We start from the raw sequence: 14291 nt of genomic DNA, 5'->3' as shown, positions 1-14291 counted from the left end.
CCACTACTGGAAGTCGAAGGCGGAAAGTCCAGTCACCATCTCGTCGAGGCCGAGCGGCCGAGTGACCGGAGGCTCGGCGCGTGAGAGGCAGCCGGAACGCTCGCACAGCCGGCAGGCAGGCCCGACGGGGGTTGCCGCAACCATGCCCGGCTTGCCGCCGACGGCCGCAGCCGGCAACGCCGCGCCATAAACGATCTCGTCACGGAAGGCGATATCGCAGCCAAGCAGTATGGCGGTTCGGCGCGGACGCTCGCTGAACGCGCCCTGCGGGCCTTCGAGCGTGCGGGCAACGGTGAGGAACTCGGCACCGTCAGGCATTTCCACCGCCTCGACGAAGATCTGGCCGGGTTGGGTGAAAGCCGCATGCACGGGCAGCTTGGGACAGCCGCCGCCGAAGCGGCTCTGCGGAAAGCCCTGGGCGCCCGCCTTGCGGAAGCGGTTGCCGGCGTTGTCGACCTCGAGCATGAAGAATGGCACGGCCGACGCACCGGATCGCTGGAGCATGGTCAGCCGGTTGGCCGCCTGCTCGAACGATACGCCAAAACGTGAGCGCAGCACGTCGACATCGTAGCGGGCGCGCTGGGCGGCCGAGTGGAACGCCTGGTAAGGCATCATCAGAGCATGCGCGGCATAGCGACCGAGTTCGAAGCGGGCCAGGCGCTTGGCTTCGTCAGACGACAGTTTCAGCCCCTGGATTTCTGCCGCCACCGCCACCTGCATGCGGATCAGGCTCGCCTCCATTGCGACCTCGCGCAACTGGTCGAAGGGCGACAGGCGCTCCGACAGGAACAGGCGCTGCGAATGGCGGTCGTAGCGGCGGCGCCAGTTGGGCATGGTGGCGACAGGCAGCACCTTGACGACGATACCGTGCTCGCGTCGCAGCCAGCCCTTCAGCGCGCCGAACAGATCGTCGCCCGGGTCGAGCAGCGTCGTGAAGGCCTCGGCTTCCTCCTCCAACGAGTTGAAATGATTGGGCCGGCGCTCGAAGACCTCGTGGACCTCGTCGATTGGCAGCCGGGCGCCCGACAGCGCCGTCGTATGCCCCTCGCGCGCCAACAACTCCGTCAGGTCGGACAGCCGCTCGGCCTGCTCGCGATAGGCGCGGAACAGCTTGATCACCGCGGCCGCAGCATTGGGCGCGGCCTCGGCGATCTCGACCAGTTCCTGGTCGCCGGGCAACTCACCCGACAAAAGCGGGTCGGCGAAAACCTCGCGAAGTGCTGCTATCGACCCCCTCGCCTCGCCTTGCAGCTCGTCGGGGTCGACCTTGTACACCGAGGCCAGCTTGAGAATAAGCTGCACGGTCAGCGGTCTCTGGTTGCGCTCGATGAGGTTGAGATAGGACGGCGAAATGCCCAACCCCTCGGCCATGGCCGTCTGGGTCAGCCCCTTCTGGTTGCGGATGCGCCGGATGCGCGGTCCGGCGAAGATTTTCTGCTCTGCCATTGGCTTTTACACCATCTTTACAACGAAAGGAGGGGGATTTCCCCACCCGTCCTTTTACATTATTTACAAATTTACAGCGCCCTCCTGTCAAACGCAACACAGGTTTTCCCTATTGTCAGGCGTATTTTGTTGAATTTTCTAGCTGCTTCGGCACCGCAATGTAAAACAAGTCACATGGAAATCGCCGACAAGCTCCCAAGAGGCAGCGGCTTCCACCAAACGGTTTTTACAGAGCGGAGTCGACAATGACCGATTTTTACAACCTCGTCCCCTCGGCCCCCGAAGGTCGCTTCGACGGCATCGAGCGCCCCTATTCGCCGGAGGACGTGAAGCGGCTGCGCGGCTCCGTCCAGATCAAGCAGACGCTCGCCGAGATGGGCGCCAACCGCCTGTGGAAGCTGATCCACGAGGAAGATTTCGTCAACGCGCTGGGCGCCATGTCGGGCAACCAGGCGATGCAGCAGGTCCGCGCCGGCCTGAAGGCCATCTACCTCTCGGGCTGGCAGGTCGCAGCCGACGCCAACACCGCATCGGCCATGTACCCCGACCAGTCGCTCTACCCGGCCAACGCTGCACCCGAACTGGTCAAGCGCATCAACCGCACGCTGCAGCGCGCCGACCAGATCGAGACCTCCGAAGGCAAGGGTCTGTCGGTTGATACCTGGTTCGCTCCGATCGTGGCCGACGCTGAAGCCGGCTTCGGCGGTCCGCTCAACGCCTTCGAGATCATGAAGGCCTTCATCGAGGCGGGTGCCGCAGGCGTCCACTTCGAGGATCAGCTGGCTTCGGAAAAGAAGTGCGGCCATCTCGGCGGCAAGGTGTTGATCCCGACCGCGGCCCACATCCGCAACCTGAACGCCGCGCGTCTCGCAGCCGACGTGATGGGCACATCGACGCTGATCGTCGCCCGCACCGACGCCGAGGCCGCCAAGCTTCTGACCTCCGACATCGACGAGCGCGACCAGCCCTTCGTCGACAAGGATGCCGGCCGCACGGTGGAAGGCTTCTATCAGGTCAAGAACGGCATCGAGCCGTGCATTGCCCGCGCCATCGCCTACGCTCCGTTCTGCGACCTGATCTGGATGGAGACCGGCAAGCCGGACCTCGCCCAGGCCAAGAAGTTCGCCGAGGCCGTGCACAAGGCACATCCGGGCAAGAAGCTGGCCTACAACTGCTCGCCATCATTCAACTGGAAGAAGAACCTCGACGACGCGACGATCGCCAAGTTCCAGCGCGAGCTGGGTGCGATGGGCTACAAGTTCCAGTTCATCACGCTGGCTGGCTTCCACCAGCTCAACTTCGGCATGTTCGAGCTGGCCCGCGGCTACAAGGATCGCCAGATGGCCGCCTATTCGGAGCTGCAGGAGGCGGAATTCGCAGCCGAGGTGAACGGCTACACCGCGACCAAGCACCAGCGCGAAGTCGGCACCGGCTACTTCGACGCCGTGTCGATGGCGATCACCGGCGGCAAGTCTTCGACGACCGCGATGCATGAATCGACCGAACACGAACAGTTCCGCCCGGCGGCCGAATAGGCCTGGGGCACAAGCGACAGCTCCGGAGGCACAACAGCCTCCGGACACCAGCCAGAGGAACGCCCCGCAGGGGCACAGGCAACACTCCGAGGAGAACCACAATGGCACCGCGCACCCGTGTCAAGGAACGAGCCGAAGAACAGGCGACCACGATGAGCGCCGACCAGCAGGCCGTGATCCGCATCGTCGCCAACGACCTGCACCGGCTGAACCAGTCGGTCATGAAGGCGGTCGAGGCAGGCGTGTCGGTGGAACTGGTCCGCTCGGCCCGTCACCATGGGGGCAACGGCAACTGGGGTGATCTGCTGATCCCCGTCATAGTCACCCAGCAGCCGCACGGCTAACCCTTCCGGCATGCCCCCACGGAACCCGTCCGCAGCCCTGCTGCGGGCGGGTTCTGTGTTTTCGGGGGACAAGCTCGTGCGATCCGCCCCCTCTACGACTAAAGTCGAATGCCGTTTCCCGACCTGCGCTTGACACTTCGCATACATGACGCGAACGTAAGAGACCGAACGCAACCACGCATTGAACAACGCCCCCCCCAGAGCAGTCGGTAGCGCCAATGAAACGGAATGAACCAAATCCGGGCCGCGGCCCGGACGAGATTTCGCGCATGCGGGACCCGCAGGCTCCGCGCTCTGCCGACCTCCATCAGGTGCTCGTGGTCGGACGCTCGCCAATCAACCGTGTCGTCGTCGCCAAGATCGTCGAACGCTCGGGGCTGAAACCCGTGGCAGAAGGCCCTGATACGGCGGCGGCCGCGCTGCACAAATTCGCCCCGGGCACCGTCATCCTCGACGGCGGCAGCGACAACAGGGACTGCGACGGGCTGATGGCGTCGATCATGTCGCTCAGGCTCGAGACCGGCACCAGGCTGCCGTCGGTGATCCTGTTGTCGACCAAGCCGGGCACACCCGAAAGCCTGTCGCTGTCGAGCGCCGTCGACATCGTGATCGCCAAGCCGATCACGCCCGAGCGGCTGCAGCCCGTCGTGGAAAGACTCGTCGGCCGAGCCTGAGCTACAGGTTGCGGATCAATTCCGACAGTTCGCCGAGATGCCGGAGCTTGCGGAAGCGTTCGGCTGCAGTCGGTTCATCGACATGCTCGTAGGCCCAGGTCAGGTCGTGGGGAATGTAGACGCCCCAACTGCCCGCCTCGATCGCCGGCACGACGTCGGACTTCAGTGAATTGCCGATCATCATGCTTCGGGCCGCCCCATCGCCATGGCGGGCGAAGATGCGCTCATAGGTCGGCTTCGACTTGTCGCTGACGATCTCGACGGCGTTGAAGAAATCGCCGAGCCCCGACTGCGCCAGCTTGCGCTCCTGGTCGAACAGGTCGCCCTTGGTGATCAGCACCAGGCGATAGCGTCCGGCGAGCGCTTCCAACGTGTCGTGGACATGGGGCAGTGTTTCGATCGGGTGGCTCAGCATGTCGCGGCCGGCGGCGAGGATCTGCCTGATGACATTGGCAGGGACACGACCGTCGGTGACTTCGATGGCGGTCTCGATCATCGACAGGGTGAAGCCCTTGATGCCGAAACCATAAGCGCCAAGGTTGCGCTTCTCGGCCTCCAGCAGCCGCGCCTTCAGCTGTTCTTCCTCGCCATGTTCTGCCAGCAGTTCGGCGAAGTGCTTTTCCGTCATGCGGAAGAACTGCTCGTTCTGCCAAAGCGTGTCGTCGGCGTCGAATCCGATAGTGGTGAGGTCGCGGGGGGCTGATGTCATGGCCGTGCTCTAGGCCGAAAATCGGGCAAAAACCAGCTTATCGGCGTCAGAATCCAAGCAGAATCGGCCACTTGCCCCCCTTTTCTTATTTCATGGGGCACGGCTATACTCGGCAATCTGCAACGACAATCTGGTGAATGATGCCGCCTGCAAAGAAGGAAGTCCGTCCGACCACTCGGGGGGCTCGCGCCCGCACGCCCGCTTTTGTGAAGAACAAGCGTGGCGTCAAGAACTGGAAGGAAGCCTCCGAATGGCTCGAATGGCGCGGTATCGAAGACATAGAGTGCATCACGCCTGACCAGGCCGGCGTTGCCCGCGGCAAGATGATGCCGTCGAGCAAATTCACCTCCAACACGTCGCTGGCGCTGCCATCGGCGCCGTTCATGATGACGATCTCGGGCGACTACCCGGAGAACGGCAACGGCTTCGAATATCCTGAAGACGATGGCGACCTGAAGCTGGTGCCCGATCTCTCGACGCTGTCCGTGGTGCCGTGGGAGGACGATCCGACCGCGCAGGTGATCTGCGACCTCGTCCACCAGGACGGACGCAACGTCGAGTTCACGCCACGCAACGTGCTGAAGCGCGTGGTGGCGGCTTATGACAAGCTCGGGCTCAAGCCCGTGGTCGCGCCGGAAATCGAGTTCTACCTCGTTCGCAAGAACCCGGATCCGGATTATCCGCTGACCCCGCCGGTCGGACGCTCTGGCCGCCCCATCGGTGGCGGTGCCGGCTATTCGATTGCCGGCGTCAACGAATTCGACGAACTCATCGATGACATCTACCATTTCTCCGAGGCGCAGGGCCTGGAGATCGATACGCTGATCCACGAAGAAGGTGCCGGCCAACTCGAGATCAACCTGCGTCACGGCGACCCGATCGAACTCGCCGACCAGGTGTTCATGTTCAAGCGCACGATCCGCGAGGCGGCGCTGAAACACGACACCTATGCCACCTTCATGGCCAAGCCCATCCAGGGCCAACCAGGCTCGGCGATGCACATCCACCAGTCGATCGTCGACAAGAAGACCGGCAAGAACATCTTCACCGCCGAGGACGGCGCGGAGACGGAAGCCTTCACCCACTTCATCGGCGGCATGCAGAAGCATGTGCCGAACGCGCTGGTGATGCTTGCTCCCTACGTCAATTCCTACCGCCGGCTGACCCAGGCTGCGTCAGCCCCCGTCAACAACAAATGGGGCTACGACAATCGCACCACGGCCTTCCGCGTGCCCCGATCGGACCCGGCCGGGCGGCGTGTCGAAAACCGCATCCCGTCCTCGGACGCCAACCCCTATCTCGCACTCGCGGCATCACTGGCCTGCGGCCTGATCGGCATGAACAACAAGCTGCCGGCCGAGCCGCCCGTCCTGACCACGGCCAACGAGGACGAGATCGACCTGCCGCGCGGCCTGCTGGAGGCCGTCGACCTGTTCGAGGCAGACGACGAACTGGCGACCATGCTCGGCAAATCCTTCGCCTCGACCTACGCGGCCATCAAGCGTGCCGAGTTCGAGACCTTCATGGAAGTGATCAGCCCGTGGGAGCGTGAGTACTTGTTGCTCAACGTGTGAAGGAAGAAGCGAATAGCGAGTAGGGAATAGAAGCGCTGATATCCCTATTCGCTACTCACTGTTCCCTGTTCGCTACCTGCAATCCCGGAACCCTCTCCGCATCATGCCCTATCAGTCTCCCATTTCCCCCGGTGTGTCCTGGTACGAAGACACCTCTGGTCCGCGCCCCGAATATCCCGTTCTCGACGGTGACAGGCAGGCCGACGTCGTCATCATAGGCGGCGGCTTCACCGGCCTGTCGGCTGCCGTGCATCTCGCCAAATCCGGCACCAATGTCGTGCTGATCGAGGCCTGTCGCTTCGGCGACGGCGCTTCGGGCCGCAATGGCGGCCAGATGGGCACGGGCCAGCGGGCCTGGGCCGAAGAACTCGAAAGCGACTACGGTCTCACCCGCGCCAAGGCGTTGTTCGACTTCGCCGAAGAGGCCAAGGCGCACCTGCTCGAATTTTCGGCCGCCAACGATATCGACATCGACTACGTGCCTGGCCAGATGTCGGTGGCGCACAAGCCGCGTTATGTCGACGACTACAAGGCCCATGCCGAGATCATGGCGAGCCGCTTCGATTATCCGCATATCGCGTTCATGGATGCGCAGGAAACGGCTGAGCGCTTGGGCTCGACGCATTATTATGGCGGCACGCGCGACAGCGGAACCGGCCATATCCACCCGCTCAAGCTAGTCATCGGAACGGCCCGCGTCGCGGCCGCTGCTGGCGCACATATCTTCGAGAAGACACCGGCGACCGGTATCACCTCGCAGGGCGGCAAGGTTGTGGTGACGACCGCGCGCGGAACCATTACCGCCCAAAAATGCCTGATCGCGACCAACGCTTATGGCGGCAAGCTCGAGCCGATCAGCGCCTCCCACATCATGCCGATCGGCTCCTTCATCGGCGCAACGGTGCCGTTGGGTTCGAATTCATCGGTCATTCCCGGTGGCGAGTCGGTCGACGATTCCCGCTTCGTGGTGCGCTATTTCCGCAAGTCGACGGATGGCCGGCTGCTGTTTGGCGGACGCGAGATCTACGCGGTCAACGATCCCAAGGACATCCATATCCACATCCGCAAGCAGATCACCGAGATCTACCCGCAACTGAAGGACGTGGAGATCACCCATGGCTGGGGTGGCTATGTCGGCATCACCGTGCCGCGCAAACCCTTTGTCCGCGAGGTGATGCCGAATGTCATTTCTGTCGGCGGCTATTCCGGCCACGGCGTGATGCTGTCCAACTTCTTCGGCAAACTCTACGCCGAAACCGTGACCGGCAACCGCAACCGGCTGAAACTGATCGAGGAGCTGAAGATTCCACCTTTCCCCGGCGGCCGTCGCTTCCGCGCGCCGCTGCTGTTTCTCGCGCTCAACTGGTTTGCCCTTAGGGACCGGATCTAAGGCTGGTAAAGCAGGAGCCGCCTAAGAAGCGGCGCCTGCCTCGACTTTTGCCAGCGCAAGCTGGATGCGGACGCGTGCGCCGTGCCATGGGCCTGACAGGATGTCGATGCGGCCGCCGTGCAGACGGGCGATTTCGCGGGCCAGATTGAGCCCAAGCCCGGCGCCGCTGGAGCGCGGCCTCAGGCGATAGAACGGCTCGAAGACACGCTCGTGCTCGCTGTCGGGAATGCCGGGCCCGTCGTCGCGGATTTCGATGCCGGCAGTGGCGTCGACCAGCACCGATATCGTGCCTGAGGCGCCACCGTGGTCAATGGCGTTGCGCAGCAGGTTGGCGATCGCCTGATGTATCTGCGAGGGCCTGATTTCGACCCAAACCGGCGCGGCCGCGGGTTCGAAGGACAGGTCGTAGCCGGCGCCAATCGCAAGTGCCGCAAAATCGGCCGTGATGTTGCGGACGAAATCGACCAGATCTACGCGCTCGAGCGGCCCGGAGGCGTAGTCCAGCACCTGCCTGTCCAGCAGTTGCTGGGCCAAGTTCGACAACCGTTCGATGTCCTTGAGCAGCCGCCTGCTCTCGGGATCGTCGCGCAGGAGTTCGGCCCTGGTGCGCAGGATGGCGATGGGCGTACGCAGTTCGTGGGCGGCGTCGGTGAGGAAGCGGTTGCGCCGGTCGTAACCTTCGCCGAGGCGAGCGAGCGCATTATTGAAGGCGTCGACCAGCGGTGCGATTTCGGTCGGTACCTGCTCGGTCGGCAGTTGCACAGCACGGTTGTCGATATCGATGTGCTTGGCCTGACTGGCGGTGGCAACGAGGCCAGCCAGCGAGCGGCGCACCACCGCAGGTGTTGTGACCAGCGTCGTCACGCCCATGACGATGATGATCGGTGACAGCATGATCAGCACGACGATTGCCAATATGGGAACGACCCGGATCCAGATCGGGCTTCCATCAGGATAACGTGCAACGTCGAAATCGGCATCGATGTTGATCTCGAGGCCGTCGGTCTGGCCACGCGACGAGACAGTGGAGGCAACGATCTGCGCGCGGCCAGCGCGGGTGTCGACATTGCGCAGCATCGCCTCGGGCAGATTCAGGCCCTTCTTGAAGGCGAGCACTGCCTTGTCGATGCCCTTCAACAGATCGCCCGTATCCTTGGCATAGGCGTCGGGGACTTCACCCTGGCGCAGCACCTCGCCCTTGTCGTTACGGGCAATGAACCAGAGATGCGGAAAATCCTGGCGGAACGTCCGCAGCTCCGGGGTGTCGTCGACCACGAGCTTTCCATCCGGATCGCGCTTCAATGCCTCGGCAATCAGGCCGATCGCCGCCTCGTTGTCGACGATCAGACGAGGCTGGGCAATGAAGAGCACCGCGCAAAGCAGCGCGATGAAGGCGATCAGCATCGCCGCCTGCAGCAGGATGAGGCGGCGGACAAGGACCCACTGCAGCGATCGCCGGCGAGGCTTGCTCATGCGGTGGCGCGCAGCAGGTAGCCGAGGTTTCGGATGGCGCGGATCTCGACCCCGGCCGAGACCTCCTCCAGCTTGCGGCGCAAGCGCGAGACATGGGCGTCGAGCGCGTTGGAGCCGATCTCGTCGTCCATGGCATAGACCGACTCTTCCAGCGTGGCACGCAGCACCGCCCGACCGGGCCGGCGGATCAGCGCCTCCAGCGCCAGCTGCTCGCGCCGCAACAGTTCCAGCGGCCTGTCGCCGACAGTCGCCTCGTGGTGGCCGAAATCGTAGGTCAACCGGCCAACCACCACCTGTTCGGCCCTCGACACCACTGGACGGCGGTAGAGCGCGCGCAGCCGCGCCATCAGCTCTTCCATGGCAAAGGGCTTGGACAGATAGTCGTCGGCCCCTGCGTTGAGGCCGACGACGCGGTCGTTGATGCTGCCGAGCGCCGTCAGCATCAGGATCGGCGCTTCGACCCGCAAGGCGCGCAGCTTGGGGATCAGGTCCAACCCTTCGCCGTCGGGCAGGCGGCGATCGAGCACGACGGCATCATATTGGCCGAACTCGGCTGCGGCCTCGGCGTCGGCAATGGTCGCCACATGGTCGACGATGACGTTGCGGCGCTCCAGTGCGGTCTTCAGCACCGAGGCCATTTCCGGTTCGTCCTCAAGCAGCATGATGCGCATGTGCACGTTCCTTCACGAGATGGCCTTCATGGGCAGATGGCGTGCCGTGCCCGCCGTGTCATACGCCTGGACGGATCAAGGTTCTTGGCCCAGTTACTCGCATTCGAGTTTCGGCTGGCGGAAATTGGTGACGTACCAGCGGCCACCCGAATTGCGCGCATAGAAGGTGTAGAAGCACTCCTGCTCCTCGACATAGCCGGGCGTGGTGGTCTCTTCATAACGGGTGCCGCGCCTTGTGTCCCTGATCTCGCCACTGGTCGAGCCGGAGACGACATTGGTCGACACCTTGCGCCATTGATAGGCGCGCTCGCCGCGACCGAGCTCGAGAACGGCGATCGGCGGACCGTAGTCGATGATGACAGATTCGACCGGCTGGCCGATGTAGCTCTTCATCATGTCGGACGCGCAACCGGCAAGGATGGCTGCGGCGGCGACCAAAGCGGCGCCTGCCAGGCGACGGGCATTGCAGAAAGGCATGTTTCACCCCGGTGCTGTTTGTCAGTCCGGCAGCTAGCCGCGCAAGATTGCACAGACATTGCAAGCAGCGAAGCAAACGCTCCGCCACAGCTTTTGCGGGAACCTTTTTCGAAAACCGGCATCCAATGGCTGAAACCGCCGCGTCGTGCGGTGGCACTCAGCAGGGAGATATCGATATGAAAATGGTCCCCTTCGCACTCGCCGTTTTGCTGGCCGGGTCGTTTCCGGTGCTTGCCGCCGATGTCGGCAAGGCCCCGCCTCCCGGAGCCTTCAAGGCGGTGAGCAGCCTGGTCAAGCTGCCCGACTTCCTGCCCGGCATGGGCCAGCTGTTCGTCGACCCGGCGACGCTGCCGGCGGGTCCCTTCCTTGCTTATGACCATGGCGGCAAGCTGGTCAGCACCATCTACATGCTGCCGATCAAGGACCTCAATCCGAACAAGCGCTTCGACGACCTGTCGTCGCCGGGCGGCAATGTCGACCACGTCAGCGTCTATTACAATGCCGGCCACCCAGGAGTGGAGGAGCCGCATGTCCATGTCGTGCTATGGCATGTGAGCAAGACCGACGAGGCACGGGTGGCCAAATGAGCCTCACGCGCAGAGCGATGATCGAAGCCGGCGGGGGCCTTTTCTTCGCCGTGCTTCTGGCGCGGCCGGCATTCGCTGTCGGCCCCTCCGTCGAAATCGAAATGCGCGGCAAGGACGATGGCGCGCATGTGTGGTTCGATCCTTGGGGCGTTCGCATAGAGCCGGGCCAGACGGTGCGCTGGACGAACCACGATCCGGCGAATTCACACACCACGACATCCTATCACCCTGATGTCTTCGACCGGCCGCTGCGCATTCCCGCCGGCGCCAAGCCGTGGAACTCGGACTATCTGCTGCCGGGCCAATCCTTCGCCGTGACCCTGACTGTACCAGGGGTGTATGATTACTACTGCGTGCCGCACGAACATGCGGGCATGGTCGGCCGCATCGTCGTTGGAACGCCGCCGCAGTCTGCGCCCGCAGCGGTCGACCCGACGCTGACACCGCTGCCTGATATCGCATTGAACGGGTTTCCCGATGTCCAGGACATCATCGCAAAGGGCGTGATCCGCCGCAGTTGAGCACCGGCTCGCGGCAAGGGAGATGGCCATGCAGATCGCAACACTGCACAAGCCGATCGACGTGGAAGGCCTCGACGACAAAGAGCTCGTGACGCTCGCCCGCAGCGGCGGCGAGAGCGCCATCCGCGTATTGATCAAGCGCAACAACCAGCGCCTGTTCCGTGCCGCCCGCGCGGTCGTGCGTAACGACGCGGAAGCGGAGGACGTGGTGCAGGAGGCCTATGTTAAAGCCTTCACAAGGCTGGACAGCTTCAAGGGTGACGCAGCGTTCTCGACCTGGCTGACGCGGATCGCGCTCAACGAAGCGCTGGGCCGCATCCGCCGTCGGCGACCGGCCGACAACATCGAAGACCTCGAAACCAAAGCGGCGGCGGATGGAGGCCGCGTGGTCATGTTTCCAACGTCTCTGACGCCGCCCGATGCCGATGCAGAGACCGGGCGCAGCCAGGCACGGGAACTGCTCGAGGATGCCATCGACGAACTGCCGCAGATTTTCCGCGTCGTCTTCATCCTGCGCGACGTCGAGGAACTCAGCGTCGAGGAAACGGCCTCGCAGCTGTCGCTGAGGCCGGAGACGGTGAAGACGCGCCTGTTCAGGGCGCGCCGGCTGATGCGCTCGGCAATCGAAAGGCGACTGTCGGCCGGCTTTGCCGAACTGTTCCCGTTCAATGGCTGGCGTTGTGAAAACATGGCCGAGCGGGTGGTGGACCGGCTGCGCGGCGCCTGAGCCGGCTCCCACGGCTACCGACCGACGATGACGGACCGGCTCAGCGTATTTCCCGCAATGCCTATGCCGAAACCAGCGGCAGCTGGATGCGGATGCGCGCGCCACGCCACGGCCCCGACAGGATGTCGATGCGTCCGCCATGCAGGCGGGCGATCTCGCGCGCCAGATTGAGGCCGAGGCCGGCACCGTGGGAACGCGGCTTGAGCCGGTAGAACGGTTCGAAGACCCGTTCGTGTTCGTCCTTGGGGATGCCGGGGCCCTCGTCGCGGATCTCGATGCCGCCTGTTGCATCGACCACCACGGAAATCGTGCCGCTGCCGCCGCCATGGTCGATGGCGTTGCGCAGGAGATTGGTGATCGCCTGGCGGATCTGCGAGGGCCTGACCTCGACCATGACCGGGCCTGCCGCCGGCTCGAACGACAGATCATAGCCGGCGCGGAAAGCCAGCGGAGCGAAGTCGGCAGTAATGTCGCCGACGAAGCCGACCAGATTGATCGCCTCGCGCGAGCCGGTCTGATAGTCCAGCACCTGCCGGTCGAGCAGTTGCTGGGCGAGCTGGGAGAGACGTTCGATATCCTGGACCAGATGGCGGCTCTCTGGATCGTCGCGTAGAAGTTCTGCCCTGGTGCGCAGGATGGCAATCGGCGTGCGCAGCTCGTGGGCGGCGTCGGTGAGGAAGCGGTTGCGCCGATCGTAGCCTTCGCCAAGACGGGCAAGCGCCAGGTTGAAGGCGTCGACCAGCGGCGCGATCTCGTTGGGCACCTGGGCGGTGGGCAGTTGCACCGCACGGTTGTCGATGTCGATATCCTTGGCCTGACTTGCGGTGGCGACAAGGCCAGCGAGGGAGCGCCGCACCACTGCAGGGGTGGTGACCAGCGTGGTCACGCCCATGACGATGAAGAAGGGCGCCAGCATCAGCACCAGGATCATCGCCAGCACCGGCCCCATGTCGTACCAGGCGAAGGTGCCGTCGGGATTGCGGGCACCATCGAGGCCAAGATTGAAGTTGAGCTCGGGCCCCTGCTCCACGCGCGAATGGATCGTCGAGACAAGAATCTGGACGCGGCCGGCAGGACCGTTCCGGTTGGCCACGAAGGCGTCCGGCCGTACATCCACCGCCGGAAAATACAGCCAACTGTGGTCCAGCGTCATCGGAACGCGGACGGCCGCGTCGGTGAACGCATCCGGCACCTGGCCAAGGACGAATGCCTCATCCTTGGCGTCGCGCACGATGGCCCAGACATTCGGGAAGCTGGCGCGTAATGCGGTAACGTCAGAAGTTTCCTTGACGACAAGCTTCCGGGAGGCGTCGCGGTCTACGGCCTCCGCAATCACGTTGGCGGCATTCTCATTGTCGCTGATGACGCGCGGCTCGAGCATGAAGGCCACGATCCACAGCAGCACGACGAAGAGCGACAAAGTCGCCGCCTGAAGCAGGATCAGGCGACGGACAAGATGCCACTGGAGCGACCGCCCCTTCATTCCACCGCCCTCAGCAGGTAGCCCAGGTTGCGGATCGCCCGGATCTCGACGCCGGCATCGGCCTCATCGAGCTTGCGGCGCAGGCGCGACATGTGGGCATCCAGAGCATTGGAGCCGATCTCGTCGCCGAGCGCGTAGACATGTTCCTCAAGGGTGGCGCGGAGAACCGTCCGTTCAGGGCGGCGCATCAAGGCCTCAAGTACCAGTAGCTCGCGCCGCGGGAGATCGAGGACCTTTTCTGAGACAAGGGCTTCGCAATGCTCGAAGTCGAAAGCCAGCTGGCCGACAATCGCGTGATTTGCCTGCAATACGACTGCCCGTCGGCGCAAGGCCCGCAGCCGCGCCATCAACTCCTCGACGGCAAAAGGCTTGGTCAGATAATCGTCGGCGCCCGCGTCGAGCCCGGCGACCCTGTCGTCAAGCGCACCAAGAGCCGTCAGCATCAGCACGGGTGCGGTGATGCGCATCGCCCGCAGCCTTGGGATCAAGTCGAGGCCTTCACCGTCCGGCAAGCGACGGTCGAGCACGATCGCGTCATAGGTACCAAGCTCGGCAATCGCCAGCGCGTCGGCCAGGTTGGGGGCATGGTCGACAACGACCTGCCGGCGCTTGAGGGCGGCCAGCAAGGTCGAGGCCATCTCTGGTTCGTCCTCGACGAGAAGGATACGCATTTCCAGGCT

At 63.8% G+C, this 14291-nt stretch carries 15 protein-coding genes; 8 read left to right on the top strand and 7 right to left on the bottom strand.

Features of this window, described 5'->3' with window-relative positions:
- Positions 1–3: 3 nt before the first annotated feature.
- Positions 4–1446: a helix-turn-helix domain-containing protein gene (locus tag B015_RS0105060; RefSeq protein ID WP_018426581.1), complete on the bottom strand. Its 1443-nt coding sequence runs from the start codon at positions 1444–1446 to the stop codon at positions 4–6.
- A 245-nt stretch (positions 1447–1691) separates the two neighbouring features.
- On the opposite strand from B015_RS0105060, the gene aceA reads away from it, so the two are divergent.
- The 3 genes from aceA to B015_RS0105045 all read left to right on the top strand — a co-directional run bounded on the left by aceA (position 1692) and on the right by B015_RS0105045 (position 3999).
- On the top strand, positions 1692–2981 hold the full coding sequence (gene aceA / locus B015_RS0105055) for an isocitrate lyase (RefSeq protein WP_018426580.1): 1290 nt from the start codon (positions 1692–1694) through the stop codon (positions 2979–2981).
- A gap of 101 nt (positions 2982–3082) precedes the next feature.
- Positions 3083–3325, top strand: coding sequence for a hypothetical protein (locus B015_RS0105050; protein ID WP_018426579.1), 243 nt, complete (start codon positions 3083–3085; stop codon positions 3323–3325).
- Between the two features lie 269 nt (positions 3326–3594).
- The gene (locus B015_RS0105045) at positions 3595–3999 is read left to right on the top strand and encodes a response regulator (protein ID WP_157632848.1); all 405 of its coding nucleotides are present in this window, start codon (positions 3595–3597) and stop codon (positions 3997–3999) included.
- A 1-nt stretch (position 4000) separates the two neighbouring features.
- Here B015_RS0105045 and B015_RS0105040 read toward each other — a convergent pair whose 3' ends face one another.
- The gene (locus B015_RS0105040; protein WP_018426577.1) at positions 4001–4708 is read right to left on the bottom strand and encodes an HAD family hydrolase; all 708 of its coding nucleotides are present in this window, start codon (positions 4706–4708) and stop codon (positions 4001–4003) included.
- 137 nt (positions 4709–4845) lie between these two features.
- Between B015_RS0105040 and B015_RS0105035 the strand changes: the two genes are divergently transcribed.
- Together B015_RS0105035 and B015_RS0105030 are read left to right on the top strand one after the other, a co-directional pair.
- On the top strand, positions 4846–6282 hold the full coding sequence (locus B015_RS0105035) for a glutamine synthetase family protein (protein WP_018426576.1): 1437 nt from the start codon (positions 4846–4848) through the stop codon (positions 6280–6282).
- 103 nt (positions 6283–6385) lie between these two features.
- Entirely contained in the window at positions 6386–7672 is a 1287-nt protein-coding gene (locus tag B015_RS0105030; protein ID WP_018426575.1) for an FAD-binding oxidoreductase, read from the top strand.
- Between the two features lie 21 nt (positions 7673–7693).
- Here the strand turns inward: B015_RS0105030 and B015_RS0105025 are convergent, their stop codons facing one another.
- The 3 genes from B015_RS0105025 to B015_RS0105015 all read right to left on the bottom strand — a co-directional run bounded on the left by B015_RS0105025 (position 7694) and on the right by B015_RS0105015 (position 10293).
- The gene (locus B015_RS0105025; protein WP_018426574.1) at positions 7694–9145 is read right to left on the bottom strand and encodes a HAMP domain-containing sensor histidine kinase; all 1452 of its coding nucleotides are present in this window, start codon (positions 9143–9145) and stop codon (positions 7694–7696) included.
- On the bottom strand, positions 9142–9816 hold the full coding sequence (locus tag B015_RS0105020) for a response regulator transcription factor (protein ID WP_018426573.1): 675 nt from the start codon (positions 9814–9816) through the stop codon (positions 9142–9144). Before B015_RS0105020 ends, B015_RS0105025 begins: the two co-directional genes overlap by 4 nt.
- Positions 9817–9909: 93 nt before the next feature.
- Positions 9910–10293 carry a hypothetical protein gene (locus tag B015_RS0105015; RefSeq protein ID WP_018426572.1) on the bottom strand — a complete coding sequence of 128 codons (384 nt, stop codon included), beginning with the start codon at positions 10291–10293 and terminating at the stop codon, positions 9910–9912.
- Between the two features lie 176 nt (positions 10294–10469).
- Between B015_RS0105015 and B015_RS0105010 the strand changes: the two genes are divergently transcribed.
- The 3 genes from B015_RS0105010 to B015_RS0105000 are packed head-to-tail and all read left to right on the top strand — an operon-like array spanning position 10470 to position 12128.
- Positions 10470–10880: a DUF5602 domain-containing protein gene (locus tag B015_RS0105010; protein ID WP_018426571.1), complete on the top strand. Its 411-nt coding sequence runs from the start codon at positions 10470–10472 to the stop codon at positions 10878–10880.
- Positions 10877–11401 (top strand): plastocyanin/azurin family copper-binding protein, encoded by a 525-nt coding sequence (locus B015_RS0105005; protein ID WP_026226908.1) that lies wholly within the window; start codon positions 10877–10879, stop codon positions 11399–11401. The genes B015_RS0105010 and B015_RS0105005 overlap by 4 nt, the downstream gene beginning before the upstream one ends.
- Positions 11402–11429: 28 nt before the next feature.
- A complete protein-coding gene (locus B015_RS0105000; RefSeq protein ID WP_245262122.1) occupies positions 11430–12128 on the top strand; it encodes an RNA polymerase sigma factor in 699 nt (232 codons plus the stop codon).
- 61 nt (positions 12129–12189) lie between these two features.
- On the opposite strand, the gene B015_RS0104995 is transcribed toward B015_RS0105000, so the two are convergent.
- A complete protein-coding gene (locus tag B015_RS0104995; RefSeq protein ID WP_018426568.1) occupies positions 12190–13611 on the bottom strand; it encodes a HAMP domain-containing sensor histidine kinase in 1422 nt (473 codons plus the stop codon).
- Positions 13608–14282 (bottom strand): response regulator transcription factor, encoded by a 675-nt coding sequence (locus B015_RS0104990; protein ID WP_018426567.1) that lies wholly within the window; start codon positions 14280–14282, stop codon positions 13608–13610. The genes B015_RS0104995 and B015_RS0104990 overlap by 4 nt, the downstream gene beginning before the upstream one ends.
- Positions 14283–14291 lie beyond the last annotated feature (9 nt).

Source organism: Hoeflea sp. 108 (assembly GCF_000372965.1).
Lineage (GTDB): Bacteria > Pseudomonadota > Alphaproteobacteria > Rhizobiales > Rhizobiaceae > Aminobacter.
The sequence above is the reverse complement of the archived record's forward strand: the minus strand, read 5'-3'. Positions and strand labels throughout refer to the sequence as shown.

Excerpts from the sequence above, each read along its gene's own strand:
- aceA (WP_018426580.1), top strand. The coding sequence starts at position 1,692 with ATGACCGATTTTTACAACCTCGTCCCCTCGGCCCCCGAAGGTCGCTTC.
- B015_RS0105020 (WP_018426573.1), bottom strand. The coding sequence starts at position 9,816 with ATGCGCATCATGCTGCTTGAGGACGAACCGGAAATGGCCTCGGTGCTG.
- B015_RS0105010 (WP_018426571.1), top strand. The coding sequence starts at position 10,470 with ATGAAAATGGTCCCCTTCGCACTCGCCGTTTTGCTGGCCGGGTCGTTT.
- B015_RS0105035 (WP_018426576.1), top strand. The coding sequence starts at position 4,846 with ATGATGCCGCCTGCAAAGAAGGAAGTCCGTCCGACCACTCGGGGGGCT.
- B015_RS0105040 (WP_018426577.1), bottom strand. The coding sequence starts at position 4,708 with ATGACATCAGCCCCCCGCGACCTCACCACTATCGGATTCGACGCCGAC.
- B015_RS0104990 (WP_018426567.1), bottom strand. The coding sequence starts at position 14,282 with ATGCGTATCCTTCTCGTCGAGGACGAACCAGAGATGGCCTCGACCTTG.
- B015_RS0105050 (WP_018426579.1), top strand. The coding sequence starts at position 3,083 with ATGGCACCGCGCACCCGTGTCAAGGAACGAGCCGAAGAACAGGCGACC.
- B015_RS0105000 (WP_245262122.1), top strand. The coding sequence starts at position 11,430 with ATGCAGATCGCAACACTGCACAAGCCGATCGACGTGGAAGGCCTCGAC.
- B015_RS0105015 (WP_018426572.1), bottom strand. The coding sequence starts at position 10,293 with ATGCCTTTCTGCAATGCCCGTCGCCTGGCAGGCGCCGCTTTGGTCGCC.
- B015_RS0105005 (WP_026226908.1), top strand. The coding sequence starts at position 10,877 with ATGAGCCTCACGCGCAGAGCGATGATCGAAGCCGGCGGGGGCCTTTTC.
- B015_RS0105060 (WP_018426581.1), bottom strand. The coding sequence starts at position 1,446 with ATGGCAGAGCAGAAAATCTTCGCCGGACCGCGCATCCGGCGCATCCGC.
- B015_RS0105030 (WP_018426575.1), top strand. The coding sequence starts at position 6,386 with ATGCCCTATCAGTCTCCCATTTCCCCCGGTGTGTCCTGGTACGAAGAC.
- B015_RS0105025 (WP_018426574.1), bottom strand. The coding sequence starts at position 9,145 with ATGAGCAAGCCTCGCCGGCGATCGCTGCAGTGGGTCCTTGTCCGCCGC.
- B015_RS0104995 (WP_018426568.1), bottom strand. The coding sequence starts at position 13,611 with ATGAAGGGGCGGTCGCTCCAGTGGCATCTTGTCCGTCGCCTGATCCTG.
- B015_RS0105045 (WP_157632848.1), top strand. The coding sequence starts at position 3,595 with ATGCGGGACCCGCAGGCTCCGCGCTCTGCCGACCTCCATCAGGTGCTC.